16 protein-coding genes are annotated in these 22,289 nt (G+C 64.7%); 11 read left to right on the top strand and 5 right to left on the bottom strand.

What is annotated here, in order from left to right:
• Window positions 1-16: 16 nt before the first annotated feature.
• Genes QN413_RS00445 through QN413_RS00435 form a run of 3 tightly spaced genes read left to right on the top strand, consistent with a single transcriptional unit; the run spans window position 17 to window position 7,839 of the window.
• Window positions 17-721 (top strand): mechanosensitive ion channel family protein, encoded by a 705-nt coding sequence (locus QN413_RS00445; RefSeq protein WP_323494720.1) that lies wholly within the window; start codon window positions 17-19, stop codon window positions 719-721.
• A gap of 22 nt (window positions 722-743) precedes the next feature.
• Window positions 744-2,612: a malto-oligosyltrehalose trehalohydrolase gene (gene treZ / locus QN413_RS00440; RefSeq protein ID WP_323494719.1), complete on the top strand. Its 1,869-nt coding sequence runs from the start codon at window positions 744-746 to the stop codon at window positions 2,610-2,612.
• Window positions 2,605-7,839, top strand: coding sequence for a malto-oligosyltrehalose synthase (locus QN413_RS00435; RefSeq protein WP_323494718.1), 5,235 nt, complete (start codon window positions 2,605-2,607; stop codon window positions 7,837-7,839). The genes treZ and QN413_RS00435 overlap by 8 nt, the downstream gene beginning before the upstream one ends.
• A gap of 29 nt (window positions 7,840-7,868) precedes the next feature.
• On the opposite strand, the gene QN413_RS00430 is transcribed toward QN413_RS00435, so the two are convergent.
• Window positions 7,869-9,485: a phospholipase D family protein gene (locus tag QN413_RS00430; RefSeq protein ID WP_323494717.1), complete on the bottom strand. Its 1,617-nt coding sequence runs from the start codon at window positions 9,483-9,485 to the stop codon at window positions 7,869-7,871.
• A gap of 107 nt (window positions 9,486-9,592) precedes the next feature.
• Between QN413_RS00430 and QN413_RS00425 the strand changes: the two genes are divergently transcribed.
• The 3 genes from QN413_RS00425 to QN413_RS00415 all read left to right on the top strand — a co-directional run bounded on the left by QN413_RS00425 (window position 9,593) and on the right by QN413_RS00415 (window position 12,895).
• A complete protein-coding gene (locus QN413_RS00425; RefSeq protein ID WP_323494716.1) occupies window positions 9,593-11,746 on the top strand; it encodes a TonB-dependent receptor in 2,154 nt (717 codons plus the stop codon).
• A gap of 353 nt (window positions 11,747-12,099) precedes the next feature.
• A complete protein-coding gene (locus QN413_RS00420) occupies window positions 12,100-12,552 on the top strand; it encodes a DUF3429 domain-containing protein (RefSeq protein WP_323494715.1) in 453 nt (150 codons plus the stop codon).
• A 94-nt stretch (window positions 12,553-12,646) separates the two neighbouring features.
• Complete coding sequence (locus QN413_RS00415) at window positions 12,647-12,895, top strand: TIGR03643 family protein (protein WP_323494714.1); 249 nt, start codon at window positions 12,647-12,649, stop codon at window positions 12,893-12,895.
• A gap of 15 nt (window positions 12,896-12,910) precedes the next feature.
• On the opposite strand, the gene metK is transcribed toward QN413_RS00415, so the two are convergent.
• Both metK and QN413_RS00405 read right to left on the bottom strand, forming a co-directional pair.
• Window positions 12,911-14,092, bottom strand: a complete 1,182-nt coding sequence (metK, locus tag QN413_RS00410) for a methionine adenosyltransferase (RefSeq protein ID WP_323494713.1) — start codon at window positions 14,090-14,092, stop codon at window positions 12,911-12,913.
• 14 nt (window positions 14,093-14,106) lie between these two features.
• Entirely contained in the window at window positions 14,107-14,346 is a 240-nt protein-coding gene (locus QN413_RS00405) for a hypothetical protein (protein WP_323494712.1), read from the bottom strand.
• Here QN413_RS00405 and QN413_RS00400 point away from each other — a divergent pair.
• Together QN413_RS00400 and QN413_RS00395 are read left to right on the top strand one after the other, a co-directional pair.
• A complete protein-coding gene (locus QN413_RS00400; RefSeq protein WP_323494711.1) occupies window positions 14,339-15,193 on the top strand; it encodes a lysophospholipid acyltransferase family protein in 855 nt (284 codons plus the stop codon). The genes QN413_RS00405 and QN413_RS00400 overlap by 8 nt on opposite strands.
• On the top strand, window positions 15,190-16,065 hold the full coding sequence (locus QN413_RS00395) for a lipid A biosynthesis acyltransferase (protein ID WP_323494710.1): 876 nt from the start codon (window positions 15,190-15,192) through the stop codon (window positions 16,063-16,065). Before QN413_RS00400 ends, QN413_RS00395 begins: the two co-directional genes overlap by 4 nt.
• Window positions 16,066-16,080: 15 nt before the next feature.
• Here QN413_RS00395 and QN413_RS00390 read toward each other — a convergent pair whose 3' ends face one another.
• Both QN413_RS00390 and yihA read right to left on the bottom strand, forming a co-directional pair.
• The gene (locus QN413_RS00390) at window positions 16,081-16,998 is read right to left on the bottom strand and encodes an alpha/beta hydrolase (RefSeq protein ID WP_323494709.1); all 918 of its coding nucleotides are present in this window, start codon (window positions 16,996-16,998) and stop codon (window positions 16,081-16,083) included.
• 24 nt (window positions 16,999-17,022) lie between these two features.
• Complete coding sequence (gene yihA / locus QN413_RS00385) at window positions 17,023-17,748, bottom strand: ribosome biogenesis GTP-binding protein YihA/YsxC (protein WP_323494708.1); 726 nt, start codon at window positions 17,746-17,748, stop codon at window positions 17,023-17,025.
• A 70-nt stretch (window positions 17,749-17,818) separates the two neighbouring features.
• Here yihA and QN413_RS00380 point away from each other — a divergent pair, with 70 nt between their 5' ends.
• The 3 genes from QN413_RS00380 (at window position 17,819) to ccsB (ending at window position 22,251) form a co-directional block, all read left to right on the top strand.
• Window positions 17,819-18,463, top strand: a complete 645-nt coding sequence (locus QN413_RS00380; protein ID WP_323494707.1) for a c-type cytochrome — start codon at window positions 17,819-17,821, stop codon at window positions 18,461-18,463.
• Window positions 18,464-18,661: 198 nt separating this feature from the next.
• The gene (locus QN413_RS00375) at window positions 18,662-20,908 is read left to right on the top strand and encodes a cytochrome c biogenesis protein ResB (protein ID WP_323494706.1); all 2,247 of its coding nucleotides are present in this window, start codon (window positions 18,662-18,664) and stop codon (window positions 20,906-20,908) included.
• A gap of 26 nt (window positions 20,909-20,934) precedes the next feature.
• Window positions 20,935-22,251 carry a c-type cytochrome biogenesis protein CcsB gene (gene ccsB, locus QN413_RS00370; protein ID WP_323494705.1) on the top strand — a complete coding sequence of 439 codons (1,317 nt, stop codon included), beginning with the start codon at window positions 20,935-20,937 and terminating at the stop codon, window positions 22,249-22,251.
• The last annotated feature ends 38 nt before the right edge of the window (window positions 22,252-22,289 follow it).

Here is a 22,289-nt window from a genome sequence, read left to right as displayed (position 1 = left end):
TCACTGGAGACACATCATGGAAAGCTTCGGCATCCAACTCGAACCCTTGCGCGCCGTACTGTTTCAGGTCGGTGCCTTCATCCCGCGACTGTTGATCGCCATCGTGGTGATCATCGGTGGCTGGCTCATCGCCAAGGTGGTGCGGCTGGTCGTCACCAAGGCGTTGCGCGCCATCAACTTCAACGTGCTCACGGAGCGCGCGGGGCTCGACAACTTCTTGCGGCAGGGCGGCGTGGCGAGCGACACCACTGCCATCTTCGGCATCCTGGCGTACTGGCTCGTCATCCTCGCGGCGCTGCTGATCGCCTTCAACGGCCTCGGCCTGACCTACATCACCGACTTGTTGGGGCGCGTGGTCTGGTTCGTGCCCAACGTGTTCGTCGCGCTGCTGGTGCTGGCCTTCGGCTCGTACTTCGCCAAGTTCGTCGGCGACACGGTGCTCGCCTATTGCCGCAACATCAAGCTGCAGGACGCGGCCTTCGTCGCCAAGCTGGCGCAGTACGCCATCATGGTTTTCGTGGTGCTTATCGCGCTTGACCAGGTCAGGGTCGGCGGCGACATCGTGCGGCAGAGTTTCCTGGTGATTCTGGGCGGCATCGTTTTTGCACTGGCACTGGCCTTTGGCCTCGGCGGCAAGGACTGGGCGGCCGAACGCATCGAGCAGTGGTGGCCGCGTGACAAGAAAAACATCAAGGACTCCGTGGACGACAAGCTCCGATGAAAAGCACTGAAACGACCAGAGCATGAAGCGCAGACACGCCATGCCTTTCGGCGCGACGGTGTTGGCCGAGGGCGGAGTTTCGTTTCGCCTGTGGGCGCCGTCGATGACACCTGTGGTGCTGGTGCGTGAGCCGCAGGCCGGTCATACAGAGGCGCCGGTCGAGCATCCGATGCTGCTGGAAACCGATGGGTTCCACTGTGTCACCGTGCCCGAGGCGAGTGCCGGCGACCTCTACCGCTTTCGCATGCCCGATGGATTGCGCGCGCCCGATCCGGCATCGCGCTACAACCCGAACGATGTGCACGGCGCCAGCCAGGTCATCGACACGGGGGCCTATGAATGGCGCGACGAAGCTTGGCGCGGCCGCCCCTGGTCGGAAGCGGTGATCTACGAACTGCATATCGGCACGTTCACGCCCGAAGGCACTTTCACGGCGGCCACTGCGCGACTTGCGGCACTCGCCGAACTGGGCGTGACGACGATCGAGGTGATGCCGCTCGCCGACTTCCCCGGCCTGCGCAACTGGGGCTACGACGGCGTGCTGCAGTACGCACCCGATGCGACCTACGGCAAACCTGACGAGCTCAAGGCGTTCGTCGACGCAGCTCACGGGTTCGGCCTGATGGTGCTCATCGACGTGGTCTACAACCACTTCGGGCCTGAAGGCAATTACCTGCATGCGTACTGCCCGCAGTTCTTCAATCCGGCACACCAGACGCCATGGGGCGCCGCCATCAACTACGACGGCGAAGCATCGCGCACGGTACGCGACTTCTTCGTCCACAACGCGCTTTACTGGGTCGAGGAATATCACTTCGACGGTCTGCGCATGGACGCCATCCACGCCATCCGCGACGACTCGCCACAGCACATCATTCGCGAAGTGACAGAGACCTTGCGCGTCGGTCCGGGGCGCACGCGGCATATTCACGTGGTGCTCGAAAACGAACTCAACGAAGCGTCGTTTCTAGAGCGTGACGACGGTGGCCGCCCGCGCGACGGCACGGCCCAGTGGAACGACGATCTGCACCACGCGGCCCACGTGCTGACCACCGGTGAAACCGATGGCTACTACGGCGACTACGCCGATGTGCCGGTCGCACAATTCGGCCGCGCGCTGGCGGAAGGCTTCGTCTACCAAGGCCAGCCTTCGCCTTACCGCGAAGGCGAGACGCGGGGCGAGTCGTCGATGCATTTGCCGTCGGCCGCCTTCGTGTCGTTCTTGCAGACGCACGACCAAGTCGGCAACCGCGCTTTCGGCGAGCGCATTCATGCACTCGGCGACGAGGTCTTGCTGCACGCTGCTTATGCCTGCGTGCTGTTGTCGCCGCATGCACCGATGCTTTTCATGGGCGAGGAGTACGCAGCGTCGACGCCGTTCCAATACTTCTGCGACTTCGGGCCTGAGCTGGCCGAAGCCGTGTCGAACGGTCGGCGCGAGGAGTTCGGCCGCTTCGCGACCTTCTCGACCGATGAAGCCCGCGCGCGCATTCCCGATCCGAACGCCGAGTCGACGTTCCTCGCGTCGAAGCTTCGATGGGACGAGCGCGAGATCGAACCGCATGCGCGGTGGCTGCGCTTCATCGGTGATTTGCTGGCCGTGCGACAGAGTGCGGTCGTGCCGCATCTGACGGGCCTGCGCGGTGCCGGCACCTTTTCGTGCGATGGAGATGGCGGGATTCTTCGAGTCGTCTGGCAGCTCGACGGCGGGCTTGCAGCGGCCACCACGCTTTATGTGCTGGCCAACTTCGGCCGCGACAGCGCTGACGGCATCGTCATGCCGCGCGGCCACATGATCTACAGGTCGGACGCAGAGCCGACCGGCGACGCCACCTTGCGCCTTGCGCGCGGTGGCGTTCTAGTCACCCTCGAGGAGCCTTCGAATGTCTAGTCCCCGCGCGCACAGTGATATCGAGGCCGTGCAACGCCTCTGCGCGCACTTCGGTATCTCGACCGACTATCACGACGTCTGGGGCAATCACCATCGCGTCGCGCGAGAGCATCTCGTGGGCTTGCTCGCGGAGTTCGATGTGGTGCTCGACGACACGCTCGATGCGACAGCGGCACTCGATGCAGCTCAACGTGGGGACTGGTCCGAGACGCTTCCGCCGGTGCTGGCCATGCAGGCGGGCGCCGCCGAATGGTCCATCGCGCTGCGCCTGCCGGCGACCGCGCACCACGTGCGCTGGCGGCTCGAAGAAGAGGGCGGCGCAGTGCACGGCGGCGAGATCGATGCGCGCGCGTTGCCCGATACCGCCTATGCGGAGCTCGATGGCATCGGCTGGTACGAACGTCGGCTGACGATGACGCTGCGTCTGCCCGCGGGCTACCACCGTTTCAGCATCGAGGGCGCCACCGCGCCGCATGGCGGAGCCGTCGCAGGCACTTCGACTGGCAAGCCAAGCGGGCCCTATGTTCACGCCACGACACTCGTCATCAGCGCGCCCGAGCACTGTCATCGGCCGGTCGCACTGCAAGGCGACGGCCGCATCTGGGGGCCAGCGGTGCAGCTCTATTCGCTGCGCTCCCAGCACAACTGGGGCATCGGTGACTTCGGCGATCTGGCGCAACTGGTCGGCATCATGGCCGAGCGCGGCGCCGACATCATCGGCCTGAGCCCGCTGCATGCGCTGTTCTCGCACAACCCCGCGCATACCAGCCCGTACAGCCCGTCGTCGCGGCAGCAGATCAATGTGCTGTACATCGACGTACAGGCGGTCGATGAGTTCAACGCGTGCGATCCGGCGCGGCGCCTGCTGCGCTCGGCCAGTTTCCAGTCACGCCTCGCCGACCTGCGAGCGACATCTCTGGTCGACTATCCCGGCGTGGCTGCCGCCAAGTTCGAAGTGCTCGAACTCCTGTTCGCGCACTTTCGCGCGCAGCATGTATCGGCCGACGGTAAGAGCGCTTCGACCGATTCGCGCAGCACGCGTGGCGAAGCCTTCTTTGCCTTTGTCGAAGAGCGAGGCGAGGCCTTGCGTCGGCATGCGCTGTTCGAGGCGTTGCAAGCGCACTTTCATCTGATCGACGACTCGATCTGGGGCTGGCCGGTGTGGCCCGATGCCTACCGCGACCCGGCTTCGCCCGAGGTCGCCGCATTCGCCTCGGAGCATGCCGATCGCGTGCTGTTCCATCTCTACCTGCAATGGGTCGCCGTCGAGCAACTGGTGCGGGTGAACTCGCGTTGCAAGGCGCTCGGACTCGGCATCGGCCTCTTCCTGGATCTTGCTGTGTCTGTCGATCGCGGTGGCTCCGATGTGTGGGGCGAGCCGTCGGCTTTCGGTGCTGGCGCCAGCGTCGGCGCGCCGCCGGACGAGTTCAATCCGAACGGCCAGAGCTGGGGCTTGCCGCCCTTGCGGCCAGACCATCTGCGCGCCAGCGGCTACCGCATCTTCATCGAGACCTTGCGCGCCAACATGCGCGGTGCGGGCGCCTTGCGTATCGACCACGTGATGGGGCTGATGCGCCTGTTTTGGGTGCCCCAAGGACGCACCGCACGCGATGGCGCTTATGTGCACTACGCGCTGCACGAGATGATGGCGATCGTCGCGCTCGAGAGCCAACGCAACCATTGCATGGTGGTGGGCGAAGACCTCGGCACCGTGGCCGACGAGATGCGCGCAGCGCTGTCCCGGTCCGAAGTGCATTCGTATCGCCTCTTGTACTTCGAGCGCTGGCCCAACGGCGACTTCAAAGCGCCTGCCGAGTACCCGCGTCATGCGCTGGTCGCCGTCAGCACGCACGACCTGGCCACGCTGGCCGGCTGGTGGTCGAGCCACGACCTGCGCCTGCGCTGGCAACTCGGCTTGTTCCCCGATGAGCAAACCTTCGAAAAGCAATTGCTCGATCGTGCGCAGGAGCGCGTGCGCCTGCTGCTGGCGGTGCAGCATGCCGGGCTGCTGACGGGCGAGCAGGTGGCCGAGGCGACCGGCAGCCAGACCTTGCCTTCGCTCGCGGTGCAGGCCGTGCACCTGTACCTGGCGATGGCGCCCTCGGCGCTGATGCTGGTCCAGCTCGAAGACGCTCTGGGTTCGGTCGAGCAGGCCAACCTGCCCGGCACGACCGACCAGCAGCCGAACTGGCGTCGCAAGCTGCCGATCGATCTCGATGCCGTCGGTGCCGATGGCGATGCGCGCAAGCTGTTCGACGCGATGGCCCAGGTGCGACCGCGTGCAGCAGTGGCGGGTTCCGCGATGGCCGCGGGCGTGCAGACACGCGTGCCGCGCGCCACTTACCGGCTCCAGTTCCACAAGGATTTCGGCTTCGACGATGCGGTCCGCATCCTTCCGTATCTCGCGCAGCTCGGCGTGAGCCATGTGTACTGCTCGCCGATCCAGCGGGCACGCGCCGGCAGCATGCACGGCTACGACGTGGTGGCGCACGACGAAGTCAACCCGGAGATCGGCGGTGCCGAAGGCTTCGCGCGATTCATCGGCGCCTTGCGGCAGCACGGTCTCGGGCAATTGCTCGACATGGTGCCCAACCACATGGGCGTGCTGGGCGCCGACAACGCATGGTGGCTCGACGTGCTCGAGAACGGCCAGGCGTCGCACTTCGCGCAACACTTCGACATCGACTGGCAACCGCTCAACATCGAGCTCACCGGCAAGGTGCTGCTGCCTGTGCTGGGCGGCCACTACGGCGAGGTGCTGCAGAACGGCGAGATCGCGCTGCGCTTCGACGCTGCCGAGGGCAGCCTGGCGCTCAACTATTTCGAGCATCGATTTCCGCTGGCGCCCGAGAGCTATACCGACGTGTTGCTGGCTGCATCGCGACACGTCGAAGACGCCGATGTCGCAGCGGGTGCCGCGAGCATCGCGTCGGCCTTTGGCCATCTGCCGGGTCGCAATGAAACCGAGCCGCAGGCGCGCGCCGAGCGTGCGCGCGACAAGGAGCTGCTGAAGGCGCGTCTGGCGCGTCTGTGCACCAGGTCGCCAGCGCTGACCGAAGCCATCGCAGCGTCGGTCGACACGGTGAACAGCGATGACACTCGCGATCGGTTGCACGCGTTGATCGAAGCGCAGGCCTATCGCCTGGCTTACTGGCGCGTTGCGGCGGACGAGATCAACTACCGTCGCTTCTTCGACATCAACGATCTGGCCGCGTTGCGCATGGAGCGCGACGAGGTGTTCGAGGACACGCAATCATTCGCTCTCGACCTGGCCGCAGACGGCGTGGTGGACGGGCTGCGTATCGACCATCCCGATGGTCTGTACGACCCGGCCCGCTACTTCCTGCAATTGCAGCAAGGCTATGCGCGGAGGGCGCGCCTGACGTTGCCCGATGTCGATGTGCAGGGTCGACCGGCGCGCCCGCTCTATGTCGTCGCAGAGAAGATCGCGGCGGCCAACGAAGAGGTGCCGGAGAGCTGGCATGTGCACGGGACCACGGGCTACCGCTTTGCCAACGTCGCCAACGGCGTGCTGGTCGATGCCGCGGCGGGGCCTGAGGTCGAACGCATCTGGCGCGACTTCAGCGGTGTCGATGCGTGCTTCGAGGCGCTCTCGCATGTCGGCAAGCGCGACGTGATTCGCACCGCGCTGGCGTCCGAACTCAACGTGCTCGCGACAGAGTTGGTGCGCCTCGCGCGCGCCGATCGCAGCACGCGCGACTACACGCTCAACGCGCTACGCCGCGCACTCGCCGAGGTCGCGGTGTGCCTGCCGGTGTACCGCACGTACTTCGTGCACAGCGCTTCGGAGCAAGACCAGCACTTCATCGCGCGCGCGGTGGAAGAGGCGCGGCGGCAGAGCCAGGATTCGGACTTGTCGGTGTTCGACTTCGTGCACCAGAGTCTGCTGGGCGAAGCCGTGCCACTGGCATCGGATGATTTGCAAGGGCGCGTGCGCCACTTCGCGCGGCGCTTCCAGCAGTTCAGCGCGCCGGTGTCGGCCAAGGGGGTCGAAGACACGGCCTTCTACCGTTACTTTCCGCTGAGTTCGCTGAACGAAGTGGGCGGCGAGCCGGGCACCTTCGGCATGACGGTGACCGAGTTTCACAGCGCCAGTGCCGACCGCGCGCTGCGCTGGCCGCACACCATGCTGGCGACGTCCACGCACGACAACAAGCGCTCCGAAGACGTGCGCAACCGCATCGACGTTCTTTCGGAAATGCCGGCTGCGTGGCAAGCCGCGTTGACGCGATGGTCGGAGATGAACCAGCGCGTGCGCGACCGGCTTGAAGCCAAAGGCGCGCCGAGCGATTCACCTTCGCGTGCCGACGAATACCTGCTCTACCAAACCCTGCTCGGCACGCTGCCACCTGGTGGACTCGACGATGAAACGCTCGCGCCGTATGTCGAGCGCATCGTGCAATACCTGTTAAAGGCGGCGCGAGAGTCGAAATCGCACACGCGATGGACCGCGCCCGACGAGGCCTACGAAGCGGCGCTCGAAGGCTTCATACGCGGACTGCTGGCCGGCGTGCAGGGCAACGTGTTCCTGCGCGATTTGCAGGGTTTTGGCGATACCGTGGCCTGGCTCGGCGCGTGGAACAGCATCACGCTGATGTTGCTCAAGTACGGCTCGCCGGGCGTTCCCGATCTGTACCAGGGCAACGAGTTGATGGACCTGAGCCTGGTCGATCCGGACAACCGCCGACCGGTCGACTACGACTGCCGGCAACGCTGGCTGCAACAGCTCGATGACTTGCCGCAAGGGCGGGGCATGGCCGATGAAGTGGGCTCGCTGGCACGCGCACCGCACGATGGCCGGGCCAAGCTGTGGGTGGTGCGGCGCCTCCTGGCATTGCGTCGCGACAAGTCTGCTTTGTTCCGCGACGGCGGGTATGCCGCGCTCGGCATCGACGGCCCGAAGTCCGAGCATGCATTGGCATTCGAGCGGCGGCTCGACGACGATGTGCTCATCGTCGCGGCGGTGCGCCGATTCGCAGGGCTCACTGCGACGACTGGGCCGGACAGCGGCGTACCTGCATTGCCGGGTGGCGAGGTCTGGCAGGGCACGGTGCTTCGTCTGCCGAATGCGCCCGAAGGCAGCGCATGGGAAAACTTGTTGACCGGCGAACGCATGGTCGTCGAGCAAGGTGCGCTGCAGCTCTCATCGTTGTTCGGCAAGTTCCCCGGCGCGGCGCTCGTGCCGTGGTCGAATCGTTCGGCCTGAAGCGTCGATGCTTCAGGAGATGCCGGGCGTCACAGCAAGTCGCTCGGCACGAACCAGGAGAAGAACAGCAGCTTGAGCCGCACGATCATGCTGGCCTCGGGCTCGTCGTCGAAGACATCGTCGGTGCCGTCCGTGCTGAACCACTGAACCTGGTCGGTGCCGGGCTTCAACTTGAGTCTGTACACGCCCTGGGCTTCATCGATCTGAAACGCTTCGATGAGCTGGTGCGCCAGCTCGAAGCTTTGCACCCGAACGCCTAACTCGGTGTTGAGGCGGGCTGAGCGCGGATCGAAATTCATCGAGCCGACCAGCACCGATTCGCGATCGATCAACGCAAGTTTGGCGTGCAAGCGGCCTCGCGATTGTGCGAACGTCTTGCGCAAGTTGAGGCTGCGCTTGATCTGCACCGAGCTGACTTCGTACAGCTCGACGCCGAGCTTGAGCATCGCGACCCGGTAGTTGTTGTAGTTGATGTTGACCAGTGGCTCGTCGGTGTCGGCAAGCGAATTGGTCCCCACTGTCATGTTGACGCCGCGCCCGCGCAGCCGCCGCATCTGATCGAGGCCGGCATCGCCAGGAATGAAGTACGGCGAGATCACCACGATGTCGGATTTGGCGGTGTCGAAGAGCGTGTGCGTGCGGTCGGCCAGCGTCTGCGGCGAGCTGAAGCGGCCGGTGATGGAACTGCCGCTGCCTTCGTCGAGCGCCTTCAATGGACTGTCGGCGGCCGCGGTCGCGCTGGCACGGATGAGTTCGATGCGGCCTTGCGCCAAGGCGGCGCCGATGGGCGCATCGCCGAACATGTCGGCGTCGGGCACGGGCGCCGGTTCTGGTGCCGAAGTCGGCGCAGTCAGCACGTCGAAGTTGGCGCGCAGCTGTTCTCGCGAGGCGTGTGGCACGACGATGCGCGCCAACGAATAGACCACCTCGCTGTTCCAGTAGGTGTCGAAGAGCGCCGACAGTTCGGTCACGACCGACCCGGCCATCATCAGGTCGAGGTCGATGAAGTTGTCGCCGGCACCGCGCAGGAAGTATTCGTCGGCGAGATTGCGACCGCCCGCGATCGCCATCGCGCCGTCGGCCACGAAGAGCTTGTTGTGCATGCGGTGGTTGAGTCGTCGGAACTCGCTGGCAAAGCTGATCCAGCGCGTCGCCATGCTCTCGCGGCCGGAGGCGAACGGGTTGAACAGGCGCACTTCGACATTCGGGTAAGACGCCAGGCCGAGGAGCATCGGATCGAGGCCGCCCGTGTAGAAATCGTCCAGCAGCAAGCGCACCCGCACACCGCGCAAGGCGGCGTTGCGCAGTTCTCGCAAGATCAATTTGCCGGTCTTGTCGTTGCCGAGCAGGTAGTACTGCAGGTCGAGCGACGACTGTGCGCGGCGGATGAGCTGCAGCCGCGCATCGAGGGCGAACTCGGGTTGCGGCAGGGCACGAATGCCCGACAGCGCGGTGCTCCCGTCGGGAGGCTCGGCACGGTAGGGCGCGGTGAGGCGCCCCAGTTCGGTCGTGGTCGATGCCGCGATTGCATGCACCGGTGGCGCGGTCGAAGGTGCGGGCAAACCGGCACAGGCGTTGAGCAGCAGCACGGCCAGGGCGAATGACCAGCGCCAGAGGGACGAGCCGCAGTGAAAGACGATGCGCATGCAGTTCCGGCGGTTGAAGACAATCAAGACGATGAGGGGGTCGGGATCGCAGTGGCCCGGGAACCGGAGCATATGCGGGTGTAGACACCTGCAGCAAAATCGATCCGATGAAACGACACATCCTGAAGGTCGCCGCTTTCCAGTCGATCGCTGCGCTGTTGGCGCAAGGGCTCGTGAGTGTGCCTGCCGGTGCCCAGACCGCGACGGATACGGCGCCCACGCTGTCCACGTTGCCCGCAATCACCGTGTCGACGCCCCGTGGCGCTGCCTCGCCTTTCGATGTCGCCGGCTCCGTCGACCGGGTCGAAGGCAGCGATCTGCGCAACGACAAGCTGCAGGTCAACCTCTCTGAAAGTCTGGGCGCGGTGCCCGGCCTGCTGGTGCAGAACCGCCAGAACTATGCGCAAGACCTGCAGTTGTCCATACGCGGCTTCGGTGCCCGATCGACCTTCGGCGTGCGTGGGGTGCGCATCTACGTCGACGGCGTTCCGGCCACGTTGCCGGACGGGCAAGGCCAGACGTCGAACATCGACATCGGCTCGGTCGATCGCGTCGAGGTGCTGCGCGGACCTTTCTCGGCGCTCTACGGCAACTCGTCGGGCGGCGTGATGCAGGTGTTCACCGAAAACGGAGCGGGACCACCCAAGCTCAGCTATTCGTTTGCCGCTGGCGCCTACGGTGCGTTGCGCCAAAGCACGATGGTCAGCGGCTCGTCCGGCGCCGTCGATTACTTGCTGAGCGGCAGCCACTTCAGCATCGATGGTTACCGCGCGCACAGCGCCGCGCAACGCGACATCGTCAACGGCAAGCTGGGCATCGCGCTGGACAACGGCGACAAGCTCACGCTGGTGGTCAACAGCGTCCACTTGAAGGCGCAAGACGCACTCGGCCTCACGGCGGACCAGTACGCGATGGCTCCCCGCAGCGCGCCACTCGCGGTGCAATACGACACGCGCAAGACGGTCGATCAGACCCAGGCCGGCCTGACCTACGAGCGGCGTATCGACGCGTCGCAAACGTTGCGTCTGATGGTCTACACGGGCGAGCGAAAGACAACGCAGTTTCAGGCGATCCCGCCATCGGCTCAATTGAATCCGCTGCAGTCGGGCGGCGTGATCAATCTGGCACGCGACTACGGCGGCATCGACTTGCGCTGGTCTGCCAAGCTGCAACTGGCTGACCGTCCCTTCGACATCGTCGCGGGCCTGGCGTACGACAGCCTGCGCGAATGGCGTACGGGCTATGAAAACTACATCGGTCGCATCACGGCGCCCATCCTCGGCGTGCAGGGCCGGCTGCGTCGAAACGAGCGCAACACGGTGTGGAACCTGGACCCCTACGCGCAGGCGACGTGGCAGTTCGCCGAGCGCTGGACGCTCGAAGCCGGCGTGCGACGCAGTGCGGTGCACTTCGATTCGCAAGACCGCTACATCATCGGCGCCAACGGCAATGACAGCGGCAGCGCCCGGTACGAAAAGACCTTGCCTGTCGTGTCACTGCGCTACGAGGTGACACCGGATGTGGCGGTGTACACCTCGGCCGGTCGCGGTTTCGAGACGCCGACGCTCAACGAGCTGTCGTACCGCGCTGGCGGCGCCAGCGGACTCAACTTCGCGTTGCAGCCGGCCGTCAACGACAGCTTGGAAGTAGGGGCCAAGGCCAAGGTCGGCGGTGGGTTGCTGACCGCCGCGTTGTTCCGCACCGGCACGCGCGACGAAATCGTCACCAACACCAACATCGGCGGTCGGGCCACCTTTCAGAATGCGGGGCGTACCCGCCGCGATGGGTTCGAGTTGGGGTGGCAACACGAGACCGCGAACTATTGGCGCACGCAGCTCGCCTACACCTTGCTCGACGCGCGTTACCGGGATCAGTTCTGCTCGCCGTCACCTTGTGCCGCGAACAACACCGTGGCGGCCGGCAATCGAATACCTGGCATCGCGAGGCAGTCGGTCTTCGCGTCGTTCGGCTGGGCGCCTCCGGAGGGCTGGCATGCCGGTGCGGAGCTGCGGGCACTGAGCCGCATCCAGGCCAACGATGTCAACAACGCGCGCGCGCCAGGCTACATGCTGGCCGCACTCGAAGCGGGCTATGCGAAGCGGCTCGAGCATTGGGAGTTGAACGCCTTCGCGCGCGTCGACAACCTGTTCAACCGACGCTATGTCGGCTCGGTCATCGTGAACGAAGGCAATGCGCGGTACTACGAACCGGCGCCCGGGCGTAACTGGACGGTGGGCGCGGGCGCTTCCTATCACTTCTGAGGCGATGCGCGCCGGCTTGCAAAGTCGGCAATGGGCTGCGAGTTGCAGGGACAAGGCGGCTGAGAGTCCCGCACACCAGCGCCACAGGCTAGGCTGCAACGCGAGCTCGCATTCCAGAGCCGTCAATGACCGCCGTGACTTACCGAGCCTGACGTTCCAACTTTTTAAAGACCTTCTATGCCAGACGACGAACGCTGTTGCGGAACCGGTACCTGCATCATCGATGCGCGGGGCCACTGCTGGTGCGGCCAACAATGGGACGGAGAAAAAATGTGCCGTCCCAGCCAGCTCGGAGCACCCTCTGGCACGCCCGAAGCGCCGCAAAAGCAGCTGGGCACCCAAGCAGAATCCCCTTGACCGCAACTGTCCCTCGGGGCCCGACCCGTTGGGCCCAGGTGCTTGGCTACGGCGGCTTGATGCCGTTCGCCGGGCTCGCGTTTGCGGTCTGGCTGCTGGAGCCGACCGACCGTGCCCGCAGCCTTTCAGCTCTGGTGGCCTACGGCGCTTCCATCCTCGGTTTTTTGGGTGCCGTCCACTGGGGCCTTGTCATGCGCGATGCGTCGGGTGGTCGGTCGACCGGTTCGCTCGTGTGGGGCGTGACACCCGCTCTGGTCGCCTGGATCGCGTTGCTGATTGACCCGGCAACGGGTCTCTGGGTGGTCGTCGCCGGACTTTGGGCATGTTTTGCGGTGGACCGAGTGACGTACCCCGATTTCGGAGTTCGCGGCTGGCTGCCGATGCGTCTGGTGCTGACTGTGGTCGCGAGTCTTTGCTGCGCTGCAGGTGCGATAAGGGTGATGCAATGAATGCGCTGCAACAAATTGCGCTGCGACCGAACACCAGGACCTGGCGCCGACCTTCCGCGACAGGGTCTACGTGATCCCGAGCCCTGATGCCGCCATGACAGGCCTCAACGATGCAGATATCTCGCGCATCGTTGAAATGGCCTGGGAAGATCGCACCGCATTCGAGGCGATCGCGCTGCAGTTCGGTCTGAACGACTCGGCGGTCGTCGCCCTCATGAGGCGTCAGTTGAAGCCCGGCTCGTTCAGGACCTGGCGCAAACGAATGGCCGGCCGGGTGACCAAACATGCGGCGCTGCGCAGCGCCGAAGTGCAGCGCCACCGCGCGACCCACACGCGGCAGTAGCGAGCGTCGCCCGCCTTACAGGCCAGCGGCTGCCCGCAGCTTGGGCGCGATGCTGGTGTTTTCCCAGGTGAACTCGGGCTCTTCACGGCCGAAGTGGCCGTAGGCGGCAGTCTTCTGGTAAACCGGGCGGAGCAGGTCGAGCATCTGGATGATCCCCTTGGGACGCAGGTCGAAATGCTCGCGCACCAGGGCGGCGATCTTCTCGTCGGAGATCAGGCCAGTGCCTTCGGTGTAGACCGTGATGTTCATCGGCTCGGCCACGCCGATCGCATAGGCCACCTGGATCTGGCACTGCCGCGCGATGCCGGCGGCCACGATGTTCTTGGCCACGTAACGCGCGGCGTAGGCGGCCGAGCGGTCGACCTTCGACGGGTCCTTGCCCGAGAACGCGCCGCCGCCGTGCGGGCAGGCGCCGCCGTAGGTGTCGACGATGATCTTTCGCCCTGTAAGGCCGCAATCGCCTTGCGGACCGCCGATGACAAAGCGGCCGGTCGGGTTGATCAGGTAGCGGGTGTTCTTCAGCCATTCCTTCGGTAGCACCGGCTTGATGATCTCTTCGATGATGGCTTCGGTGAACGAGGCCTTCATCTTGGTTTGCGTCTCGCTCTGGTCAGGATGGTGCTGGGTGGAAAGCACCACGGTGTCGATACTGTGCGGCTTGCCATCGAGGTAGCGCATGGTCACCTGGCTCTTGGCATCGGGGCGCAGGAAAGGCAGACGGCCGTCCTTGCGCAATTGCGCCTGGCGTTCCACGAGGCGGTGTGCGTAGTAGATGGGCGCGGGCATCAGCTCGGGCGTCTCGTCGCAGGCGTAGCCGAACATCAGGCCCTGGTCGCCGGCGCCGGTGTTCAGGTGGTCGTCCGATGCGTGGTCGACGCCTTGCGCGATGTCGTTGGACTGCTTGTCGTAGCAGACCATCACGGCGCAACCCTTGTAGTCGATGCCGTACTCGGTGTTGTCGTAGCCGATGCGCTTGATGGTGTCGCGCGCCACCTGGATGTAGTCGACGTGCGCGTTGGTGGTGATCTCGCCGGCGAGCACCACCAGGCCGGTGTTGGTCAGCGTTTCAGCGGCGACCCGGCTGCGCGGGTCCTGCTCGAAAATCGCATCGAGGATCGCGTCAGAAATCTGGTCGGCAACCTTGTCGGGATGGCCTTCGGAGACGGATTCGGAAGTGAAGAGAAAGTCATTCGCCATTTTTTGAAACTCCATCAAAGTTGAAAAGGCGCGTTGCCGATTCCTTTGGGATCTCTGGCGAACGCTTTAGCAGAATGCCGATATGGCAATGCACAATCGCCCGGCGCTTGTGCGTGTCGCCCTGCAAGTAGTTCCATTAACTCAGCGACAATTTGCATTCTATTCGAGCTGCGCCGGGTGCGCATCGCCTGTGAATTCCATGTGCCGATGCGCATGCTTCGTGTTTCAAAACCCCCCTCGTTTTCGATGATCACTCTGTTCCGCCTGCTCGCCCGCGTGCCGCTGCCATGGATGCATCGGATCGGCGCGGGGCTGGGCTGGCTGGTGTATGCGTGCTCTCCGACGTACCGCCGTCGCATCAAGGCCAACGCCGAGGCGGCGGGATTCACGCGTGCGCAATACCGGCCGGCCATCGGCGCGGCCGGCAAGATGGTCGCGGAGCTACCGTGGCTCTGGCTGCGACCACCCGGCGTCAGTGTGCTGACGCGTGTGCGCTGGTTCAATGAAGACGTGTTCGAGCAGGCACTCGCCACGGGGCGCGGCGTCATTCTCGCGACGCCCCATGTCGGCAGCTGGGAGATGATCGGTCAGGCCATCGCGGAGCGCTTCGCACCGGAGCACGGGCCGCTCACCGTGCTGTACCGCCCGGCGCGCAAGGCCTGGCTTGCGGACCTCACCGCAGGGTCGCGCGACCGGCCCGGCCTGAAGGCGCTGCCCACCACGCTGGCCGGCGTGCGCGGCCTGATGCGCGTGATGCGCAGCGGCGGCTACACCGGCTTGTTGCCCGACCAGGTCCCACCGCAAGGGCAGGGCGTGTGGGCGCCGTTCTTTGGCCGGCCGGCCTACACCATGACCTTGCTGGCCCGCCTTGCGCAGCAGACCGGCGCGCAGGTCCTCATGACCTGGTGCGAACGGCTGCCCGATGCGCGTTTTGTGATCCACTTCGAGGCAGTCGATGCGCCCGCGCTGCACGACGCCGGCGCGACACCCGAGGCCGCCGCCACTGCAATGAATGAGACCTTGATGCGACTGATCGAACGACTGCCCGGACAGTACCTTTGGGGCTATGGCCGCTACAAGCGACCGAGGGACGAAGCGTGAGCCTGGGTGCCAAGCTCGGCATCGGCTTCATGCGCATGCTGGCGCACTTGCCGCTGCCATTGATTCGCGGTTTCGGTGCCGCCATGGGCGTCTTGCTGCACACCGTCGCGCGACCGCGGCGGCACGTGGTCGACGTCAACCTGAAGCTCTGCTTTCCGGACTGGACGCCGCAACGCCGCCGCCGCGTGGCGCGCGAAACCTTCGTGCATGTGGCACAGGCCTGGCTCGATCGCAGCTGGCTGTGGCATGCGCCGCTCGCAGTGGTCCAGGCGCGGTTGAATCTGCACGGCGCCTTGAGCGAGCTCGAAGGCGAGGCGCCGACCATCGTGTTCGCGCCGCACTTCTGTGGGCTCGATGCGGGCGGCACGGCGCTGTCGATCGGCGTTCCGCGCCCATGGACCTCGATCTTCACGCCGCAGCGCAATCCGCTTATCAACGACTGGCTGGAAGTGGGCCGCACGCGCTTTCATCGCGAGGTGCGGGTGTTCGATCGCACCTCGGGCGTGAAGCCGATCGTGAGCGGCTTGCGCAAGGGCGGTTTGTTGTACCTGCTGCCCGACATGAATTTTGGGCCGCAGGAGTCGATCTTCGTGCCGTTTTACGGGGTGCCGGCGGCCACTGTGCCGTCGCTGTCGCGCTTCGCCCGGCTGGGTCGCGCGAAGATCGTGCCGGTGCTCTCGCGGATGACGAAGACCGGCTACGACATCGAAGTGCTCCCATCGTGGCAGAACTTTCCGACCGACGATGTGGAGGCCGATACCGCCTTGATGAACAAGCGTCTCGAAGGCTACATAGACACCATGCCGTCGCAGTATTACTGGGTACACCGACGTTTCAAGACGCGGCCTGACGGCGAGCCCGCGGTCTATTGACCGCTGGGTGGCCGGCTATCGATTCAGGAAAGTCTCGATCTCCCGTGCCACCAGCGCGGGCTGCTCGTGGACGATCCAGTGGGTCGCGTTCGGCACCTTCTTGACCGTCAGATTCGGCACGTAGTCTTTAAGCCCATCGAGCAGGCCCGGCAGCAGCGCGGCATCGTCGAGCGCCCAGAAGACGAAGGTCGGCACATCCACGGTGAAGCGCTCGCGCGGGAGCACGGGAATGCTGTCGATCCAACCCCCTGCCGCATCAGGCAAAGGCGGCTTCATCGGTGTCACGCGGTACAGGTTGCAAGCACCGGTCAGTCCGGCGCTCCACACCTCGCGGTACTGGTCCTTGACCGCTTCTGTGAGCCAGCCGAAGCCGTCCGGGCCTGCCTTCATCAAAGTGAAGAACGGCCACATGCGCTTGAAGTCGTCGGCTGCCAGCAAAACCTCGGCATCGGGACGCGACAGGAAGTGCATGTAGGCACTGGCCTTCTGCTGCGCCGGGTTGTCACGCAACTCCCGCATGAAGGTTCCGGGATGCGGCGAATTGATGATGACCAGCTTGCCGACCTGCGCCGGAAAGGCGTTGCCGTAACCCCATGCGAACGCGCCGCCCCAGTCGTGAGCGACCAGCGCGGCCATGCTGCCGTCTGCGCTTTCGGTGGCGACAAGTTGCTGGATGTCCTGGATCAACAGATGCGCCTTGTAGCTGGCCACGTCGGTCGGTGCGCTGGACTTTTCGAAGCCACGCAGATTGGGCGCGACACAGCGATAACCACCGTGCGCATCGCTCGAAAAATACGCGAGCAACTCGTCCCAGATGAACGCTGCCTCCGGGAAGCCGTGCAGAAATACCATCAAGGGCCGTCCCGGCTTGCCGGCGGCCCGGCAGCTCAGCGTGGTGCCGTTGGGCAAGGTGCGTTGAAAGGTCTCGATCATCAGTTCGTCTCCTGTTGTTTTGACTCAGTCTGGATCGGCGGGCGCCTCTTTCGCCGCCGGCTCGGGCACTTCAGGATGGGCCCAACGCCAGATCAACTCGGCCGCCTCGCCGACGCCCTGTTTTTTCAGGGCGGAGAACAGTTTGACCTCGCCGCCGCCGCTCTGCAGTCGCGCAATCGACAGCGCCTTGGCGCCTTCGGAGCGGGTCAGCTTGTCGGACTTGGTGAGCAGCACGAGAAACTTCAGCCCTTCCGCCACGCGGGGCCGGATCACGTCGAGCAGGATCTCGTCGAGCTCGGTCAGGCCATGTCGCGGGTCGCACATCAGCACGACGCCGCGCAGCGTTTCGCGCGTCATGAGGTAGTTGCCCATCACGCGTTGCCATCGCAGCTTGGCTTCTTTGGGCACGGCTGCGTAGCCGTAGCCGGGCAAGTCGGCCAGCACGGCATCGTCGACCTTTTGCTTGCCGAGGCCGAAGAGGTTGATGTGCTGGGTGCGGCCCGGCGTCTTCGAGGCGAAGGCCAGCCGCGTTTGCTGCGTCAGCGTGTTGATGGCAGTGGACTTGCCCGCGTTGGAGCGCCCGACGAAAGCGAATTCCGGGAGGTCGAGCGGCGGTAAGTGTTCCAGTTGCGGTGCACTGGTCAAGAAATGGGCGGTGTGCAGCCAGCCGAGCGCGATGCGTTCGCGTTCTGCTGTAGCGGGGTCCGGGCCGGGCCGGGTGTGGGCCGGCTTCGGCAAAGGGGTGGTCATCTGTTGGCTTTCGGAACGGGGCGCCATTGTAGAATCGCGCGGTTTTGCGCCATAAATTCGAGCCCCCGATATGAAGTTTGTTGCCCATTTTCTGCTTGCAGCCCTCATGGGCATCGCCGTCAGTCCGAGCTTCGCTGCAGATGAGCCCGCAGCCGCGCCGGCCAAGCCAGCCAAGCCGGATCTGGTCAAAGGCGAGGCGGCGTTCGCTGCCAAGGCCTGCGCTTCGTGCCATAACGCGGACGGTAACTCGGCGGTGCCGGCCAACCCCAAGCTGGCGCAACAACACCCGGAGTATTTGTACAAGCAGTTGGTCGAGTTCAAGGCCGGCAAGCGCAAGAACGCGGTCATGCAGGGAATGGCCGCCACGTTGAGCGACGGTGAAATGCGCGACATCGCGTGGTTCATGGGCTCCATAAAAATGAAGCCAGGCTTCGCTAAAGACAAGGCCACGGTCGCACTTGGAGAAAAGATCTATCGCGGCGGCATCGCCGATCGCCAGATCCCAGCTTGTGCCGGTTGCCACAGTCCCGATGGCGCGGGTATTCCCGCACAGTACCCGCGGCTCGGAGGCCAGCACGCCGACTACATCGCGACCGAACTCACCATGTTTCGCGATAACGTCCGCACGAACAGTATCCAGATGACGGGTGTCGCTGCCAAGCTCAACGACCGCGAGATCAAGGCTGTGTCCGATTACATCGCCGGATTGCGCTGAACTCGCCCATAGGTTGGCTCACTGCGTGTAGCCGCCCACCCCCTGACCGGGGGCAGCACCAGCGGCCCGGCTAAGCCGGTTCCGCGGTGCTTCACGAACAGAAGCGCATGACACGCAGTAGTCGTTTTTGAACTAACCGCCAATAAATCAGACCAACAGGCGGGCTTATCCAGGGGGATGGCCCGCTTTTTTGCTCTCATGTCCATCTCCACCCACGGTCTTCGTGTTCGTCGCGGCCCGCAATCGCTTCGCGCGGCGGTGGAACTGTTTTCGTCGATGCGGTTCGCGATCTCTTTGCTGACCATCATCTGCATCGCATCGATCATCGGCACGGTGCTGAAGCAACACGAACCGATCGGCAATTACATCAACCAGTTCGGCCCGTTTTGGTCCGAGCTTTTTCATGCCGCCAAGCTCGATTCGATTTACAGCGCTTGGTGGTTTTTACTGATCCTGCTTTTTCTGGTGATCAGCACGTCGTTGTGCATCGGGCGCAACACGCCGCGTATCGCGGCCGACCTCAAGACTTTCAAGGAAGACATCCGCGCGCAGAGCCTGAAGGCTTTCGGCCAGCGCGCCGAAACGGTGCTGGCTGAAACGCCGGAGGCCGCGGCCAATCGCATAGGGCAGTTGCTCGCGGGCGGCGGCTGGAAGGTGAAGCTGCAGCGGCGGGACTTGTCGGCGAGCGCCGCCAACGGCTCGCCGGATGCTTCAGGCTGGATGGTCGCTGCGCGCGCCGGCGGCGCCCACAAGCTCGGCTACATCGCGGCCCACAGCGCCATCGTCTTGATATGCCTTGGCGGCCTGCTCGATGGCGACCTCGTGGTGCGTGCGCAGACCTGGTTCAACGGCAAGAGCGTGTTCACCGGCGGCGGCATGATCGCCGACGTCGCGCCAGAGCATCGCCTGTCTGCCAGCAATCCGACCTTTCGCGGCAACATCCTGGTGCCCGAGGGCGGCCGATCGAGTGTCGCGATCCTGAACCAGTCCGACGGTGTATTGCTGCAGGAGCTGCCGTTCTCGATCGAACTCAAGAAGTTCATCGTCGACTACTACTCGACCGGCATGCCCAAGCTCTTTGCCAGCGAAGTGGTGCTGCACGACCGCGAAACGGGCAAGGAGACGCCGGCGCGCATCGAAGTGAACCACCCGGCGAGCTACAAGGGCGTCGAGATCTACCAGTCGAGCTTCGACGATGGCGGATCGAGCGTGAAGCTCAAGGCGGTGCCGATGGCGGCCGCCGCCAAGCCTTTCGAGGTCGAAGGCGTGATCGGCGGGCCGTCCGTCGACATCACCAACGGGGCCGACAAGCTCACGCTCGAGTTTGCCGCGCTGCGGGTTATCAACGTCGAGAACTTTGCCGACCCGCAGGCCAACGGCGCGGTCGACGTGCGCAAGGTCGACCTTCGGCACGATTTCGAGTCGCGCCTGGGTGCCGCGAACAAAACCGACAAGCCCAAGACGCTGCGCAACATCGGCCCGAGCATCGGCTACAAGCTGCGCGACGCAGCGGGGCAGGCACGCGAGTACCAGAACTACATGATCCCGGTCGACACGGGCGACGGCCAGCCGGTGTTCTTGCTCGGCATGCGCGAACGGCCCGAAGATCAGTTCCGTTACCTGCGCGTGCCGGCCGACGATCAAGGCTCGATGGATGGCTTCGTGCGCATGCGAAGCGCGCTGGCCGACCCGGCCCTGCGGGCCCGCGCCATCGATCGCTACATCGCGCGCGCCGCCGATCCGAAGCGGCCAGAACTCGGCGAGCAGCTGCGTACCTCGGCGACGCGCGCGCTGGCCTTGTTCTCCGGCGCTGAACGAGCACGCTCCGACGCGGTGAGCGCCGGCGGCTGGCAGGCCATCGCCGAGTTCATGGAGGTCAATGTGCCGAAGGCCGAGCGCGAGCGGGCCGGCGCGGTGCTGGTACGCATCCTGAACGACGTGCTGTTCGAGGTGCTCAACCTGAGCCGCGAAACGGCGGGCCTCGCTGCCTTGCCGCCCGATGACAAGTCGCAGGCTTTCCTGACGCAATCGGTGCTGGCGATAAGCGACGCGCACTTCTATCCGGCGCCGGTCGCGATGATGATGACGGACTTCAAGCAGGTGCAGGCGAGCGTGTTCCAGGTGGCGCGCGCGCCGGGCAAGAACGTGGTCTATCTCGGCTGCCTGTTGCTCATCACCGGCATTTTTGCGATGCTGTACGTGCGCGAGCGTCGGCTCTGGATCTGGCTTTCGCCGAAACGCGCCGAGGGTGACGTGGTGTCGGGCACCGACGCATCGATGGCCTTTTCGGTGAACCGCAAAACGCTCGACAGCGACCGTGAGTTCGAGCATCTGAAGCACAAGTTGCTGGCCTTCTCGAAGCAGAATCCGGTTTCTCCAGTTTCCCCAGTTTCCCCAGTTTCCCCAGTTTCTCCAGTTTCCCCAGACTCCCCCCAGACTCCCTGACAACGCGGGTATCCAGGACAAAGCGCATGAACACGACGACCCTCACTCTCAACGACAGCTGGCGGTCGCGCCGCGATACCTTCGATTGGGTGTTTGCCGCGCTGGTGCTGGCCGGCGGGCTCTTCGCGTTCACGCGCTACGGCGCCTCGATGGACTATTACGAAAAGCCTATCCTGCTGGCCGCCATGGTCGCCGGCGTGTCGCTCGGCTGGTTCTGGCGGCCGCTGCGGGTGTTGGCCCTGGTCGTCGCCTTCGCGTCGCTGTTGGCGATCAGCTCGTACCAGGGTGACCTCGGGCGTGCCGATTCGGTGTTCTGGCTCAAGTACTTCCTGTCGAGCCAGTCGGCCATCCTGTGGATGAGTGTGCTGTTCTTCATGAGCACGACCTTTTACTGGCTCGGCTTGTTCGGTGGCCGTCAAGGCAACGCACTCGAACTCATCGGTTCTCGCATTGCCTGGGCCGGCGTCACCATGGCGCTGATCGGCACCATGGTTCGCTGGTACGAGAGCCACCTGCTCGGCCCCGACATCGGCCACATCCCTGTCAGCAACCTGTACGAAGTCTTCGTGCTGTTCAGCTGGCTGACGACCAGCTTCTATCTCTACTTCGAATCGACCTACAAGACCCGCTCGATGGGCGCCTTCGTGATGCTGGTGGTCAGTGCGGCGGTCGGCTTTTTACTCTGGTACACGCTGGTCAAAGGCGCACATGAGATCCAGCCGCTGGTGCCGGCGCTGCAAAGCTGGTGGATGAAGTTGCACGTGCCCGCCAACTTCATCGGCTACGGCACTTTCTCGCTGGCCGCGATGGTCGCTTTTGCCTACCTCATCAAGGAACAGGCGCAAGAAAAACGCTGGTACAAGCTCACGCCCATCTGGCTGCTGGGTGTGGCGCTCTGCTTCGTGCCGGTGGCGTTTCGCCAGCGTGTGCAGGAAGCCGGCGGCAGTTACTGGGTGGTGTATGCGGGCATCTCGGCGCTGATCGCCGCCGGCATTTTGCTGGGTCGCAAGCGCATCGCCGCACGGTTGCCGTCGAACGAGGTGCTGGACGATGTCATGTACAAGTCCATCACCGTGGGCTTCGCCTTTTTCACGATCGCGACGGTGCTCGGCGCGCTGTGGGCGGCGGACGCCTGGGGCGGCTACTGGAGTTGGGACCCGAAGGAAACCTGGGCGCTGATCGTCTGGCTCAACTACGCGGCCTGGCTGCACATGCGGCTCGTCAAGGGTTTGCGCGGCACGGTGGCGGCCTGGTGGGCGCTGGGTGGCCTGGCGGTGACCACCTTCGCGTTCCTGGGCGTCAACATGTTCCTGAGCGGGTTGCACAGCTACGGGACCTTGTAGGGTCGATTCAGCGTCCATCGAATCCGGGCAAGCGACTT

The organism is Variovorax sp. LG9.2 (genome assembly GCF_035018885.1).
Taxonomy (GTDB): Bacteria; Pseudomonadota; Gammaproteobacteria; order Burkholderiales; family Burkholderiaceae_C; genus Variovorax.
Note: the sequence above shows the minus strand (reverse complement) of the source record. Positions and strands in the feature narration are given on the sequence as shown.

Coding starts and splice junctions, on each gene's coding strand:
- QN413_RS00435 (WP_323494718.1), top strand. CDS start 2,605: ATGTCTAGTCCCCGCGCGCACAGTGATATCGAGGCCGTGCAACGCCTC.
- QN413_RS00415 (WP_323494714.1), top strand. CDS start 12,647: ATGACAGGCCTCAACGATGCAGATATCTCGCGCATCGTTGAAATGGCC.
- QN413_RS00400 (WP_323494711.1), top strand. CDS start 14,339: ATGATCACTCTGTTCCGCCTGCTCGCCCGCGTGCCGCTGCCATGGATG.
- ccsB (WP_323494705.1), top strand. CDS start 20,935: ATGAACACGACGACCCTCACTCTCAACGACAGCTGGCGGTCGCGCCGC.
- treZ (WP_323494719.1), top strand. CDS start 744: ATGAAGCGCAGACACGCCATGCCTTTCGGCGCGACGGTGTTGGCCGAG.
- yihA (WP_323494708.1), bottom strand. CDS start 17,748: ATGACCACCCCTTTGCCGAAGCCGGCCCACACCCGGCCCGGCCCGGAC.
- QN413_RS00375 (WP_323494706.1), top strand. CDS start 18,662: ATGTCCATCTCCACCCACGGTCTTCGTGTTCGTCGCGGCCCGCAATCG.
- QN413_RS00390 (WP_323494709.1), bottom strand. CDS start 16,998: ATGATCGAGACCTTTCAACGCACCTTGCCCAACGGCACCACGCTGAGC.
- QN413_RS00430 (WP_323494717.1), bottom strand. CDS start 9,485: ATGCGCATCGTCTTTCACTGCGGCTCGTCCCTCTGGCGCTGGTCATTC.
- QN413_RS00380 (WP_323494707.1), top strand. CDS start 17,819: ATGAAGTTTGTTGCCCATTTTCTGCTTGCAGCCCTCATGGGCATCGCC.
- QN413_RS00425 (WP_323494716.1), top strand. CDS start 9,593: ATGAAACGACACATCCTGAAGGTCGCCGCTTTCCAGTCGATCGCTGCG.
- metK (WP_323494713.1), bottom strand. CDS start 14,092: ATGGCGAATGACTTTCTCTTCACTTCCGAATCCGTCTCCGAAGGCCAT.
- QN413_RS00445 (WP_323494720.1), top strand. CDS start 17: ATGGAAAGCTTCGGCATCCAACTCGAACCCTTGCGCGCCGTACTGTTT.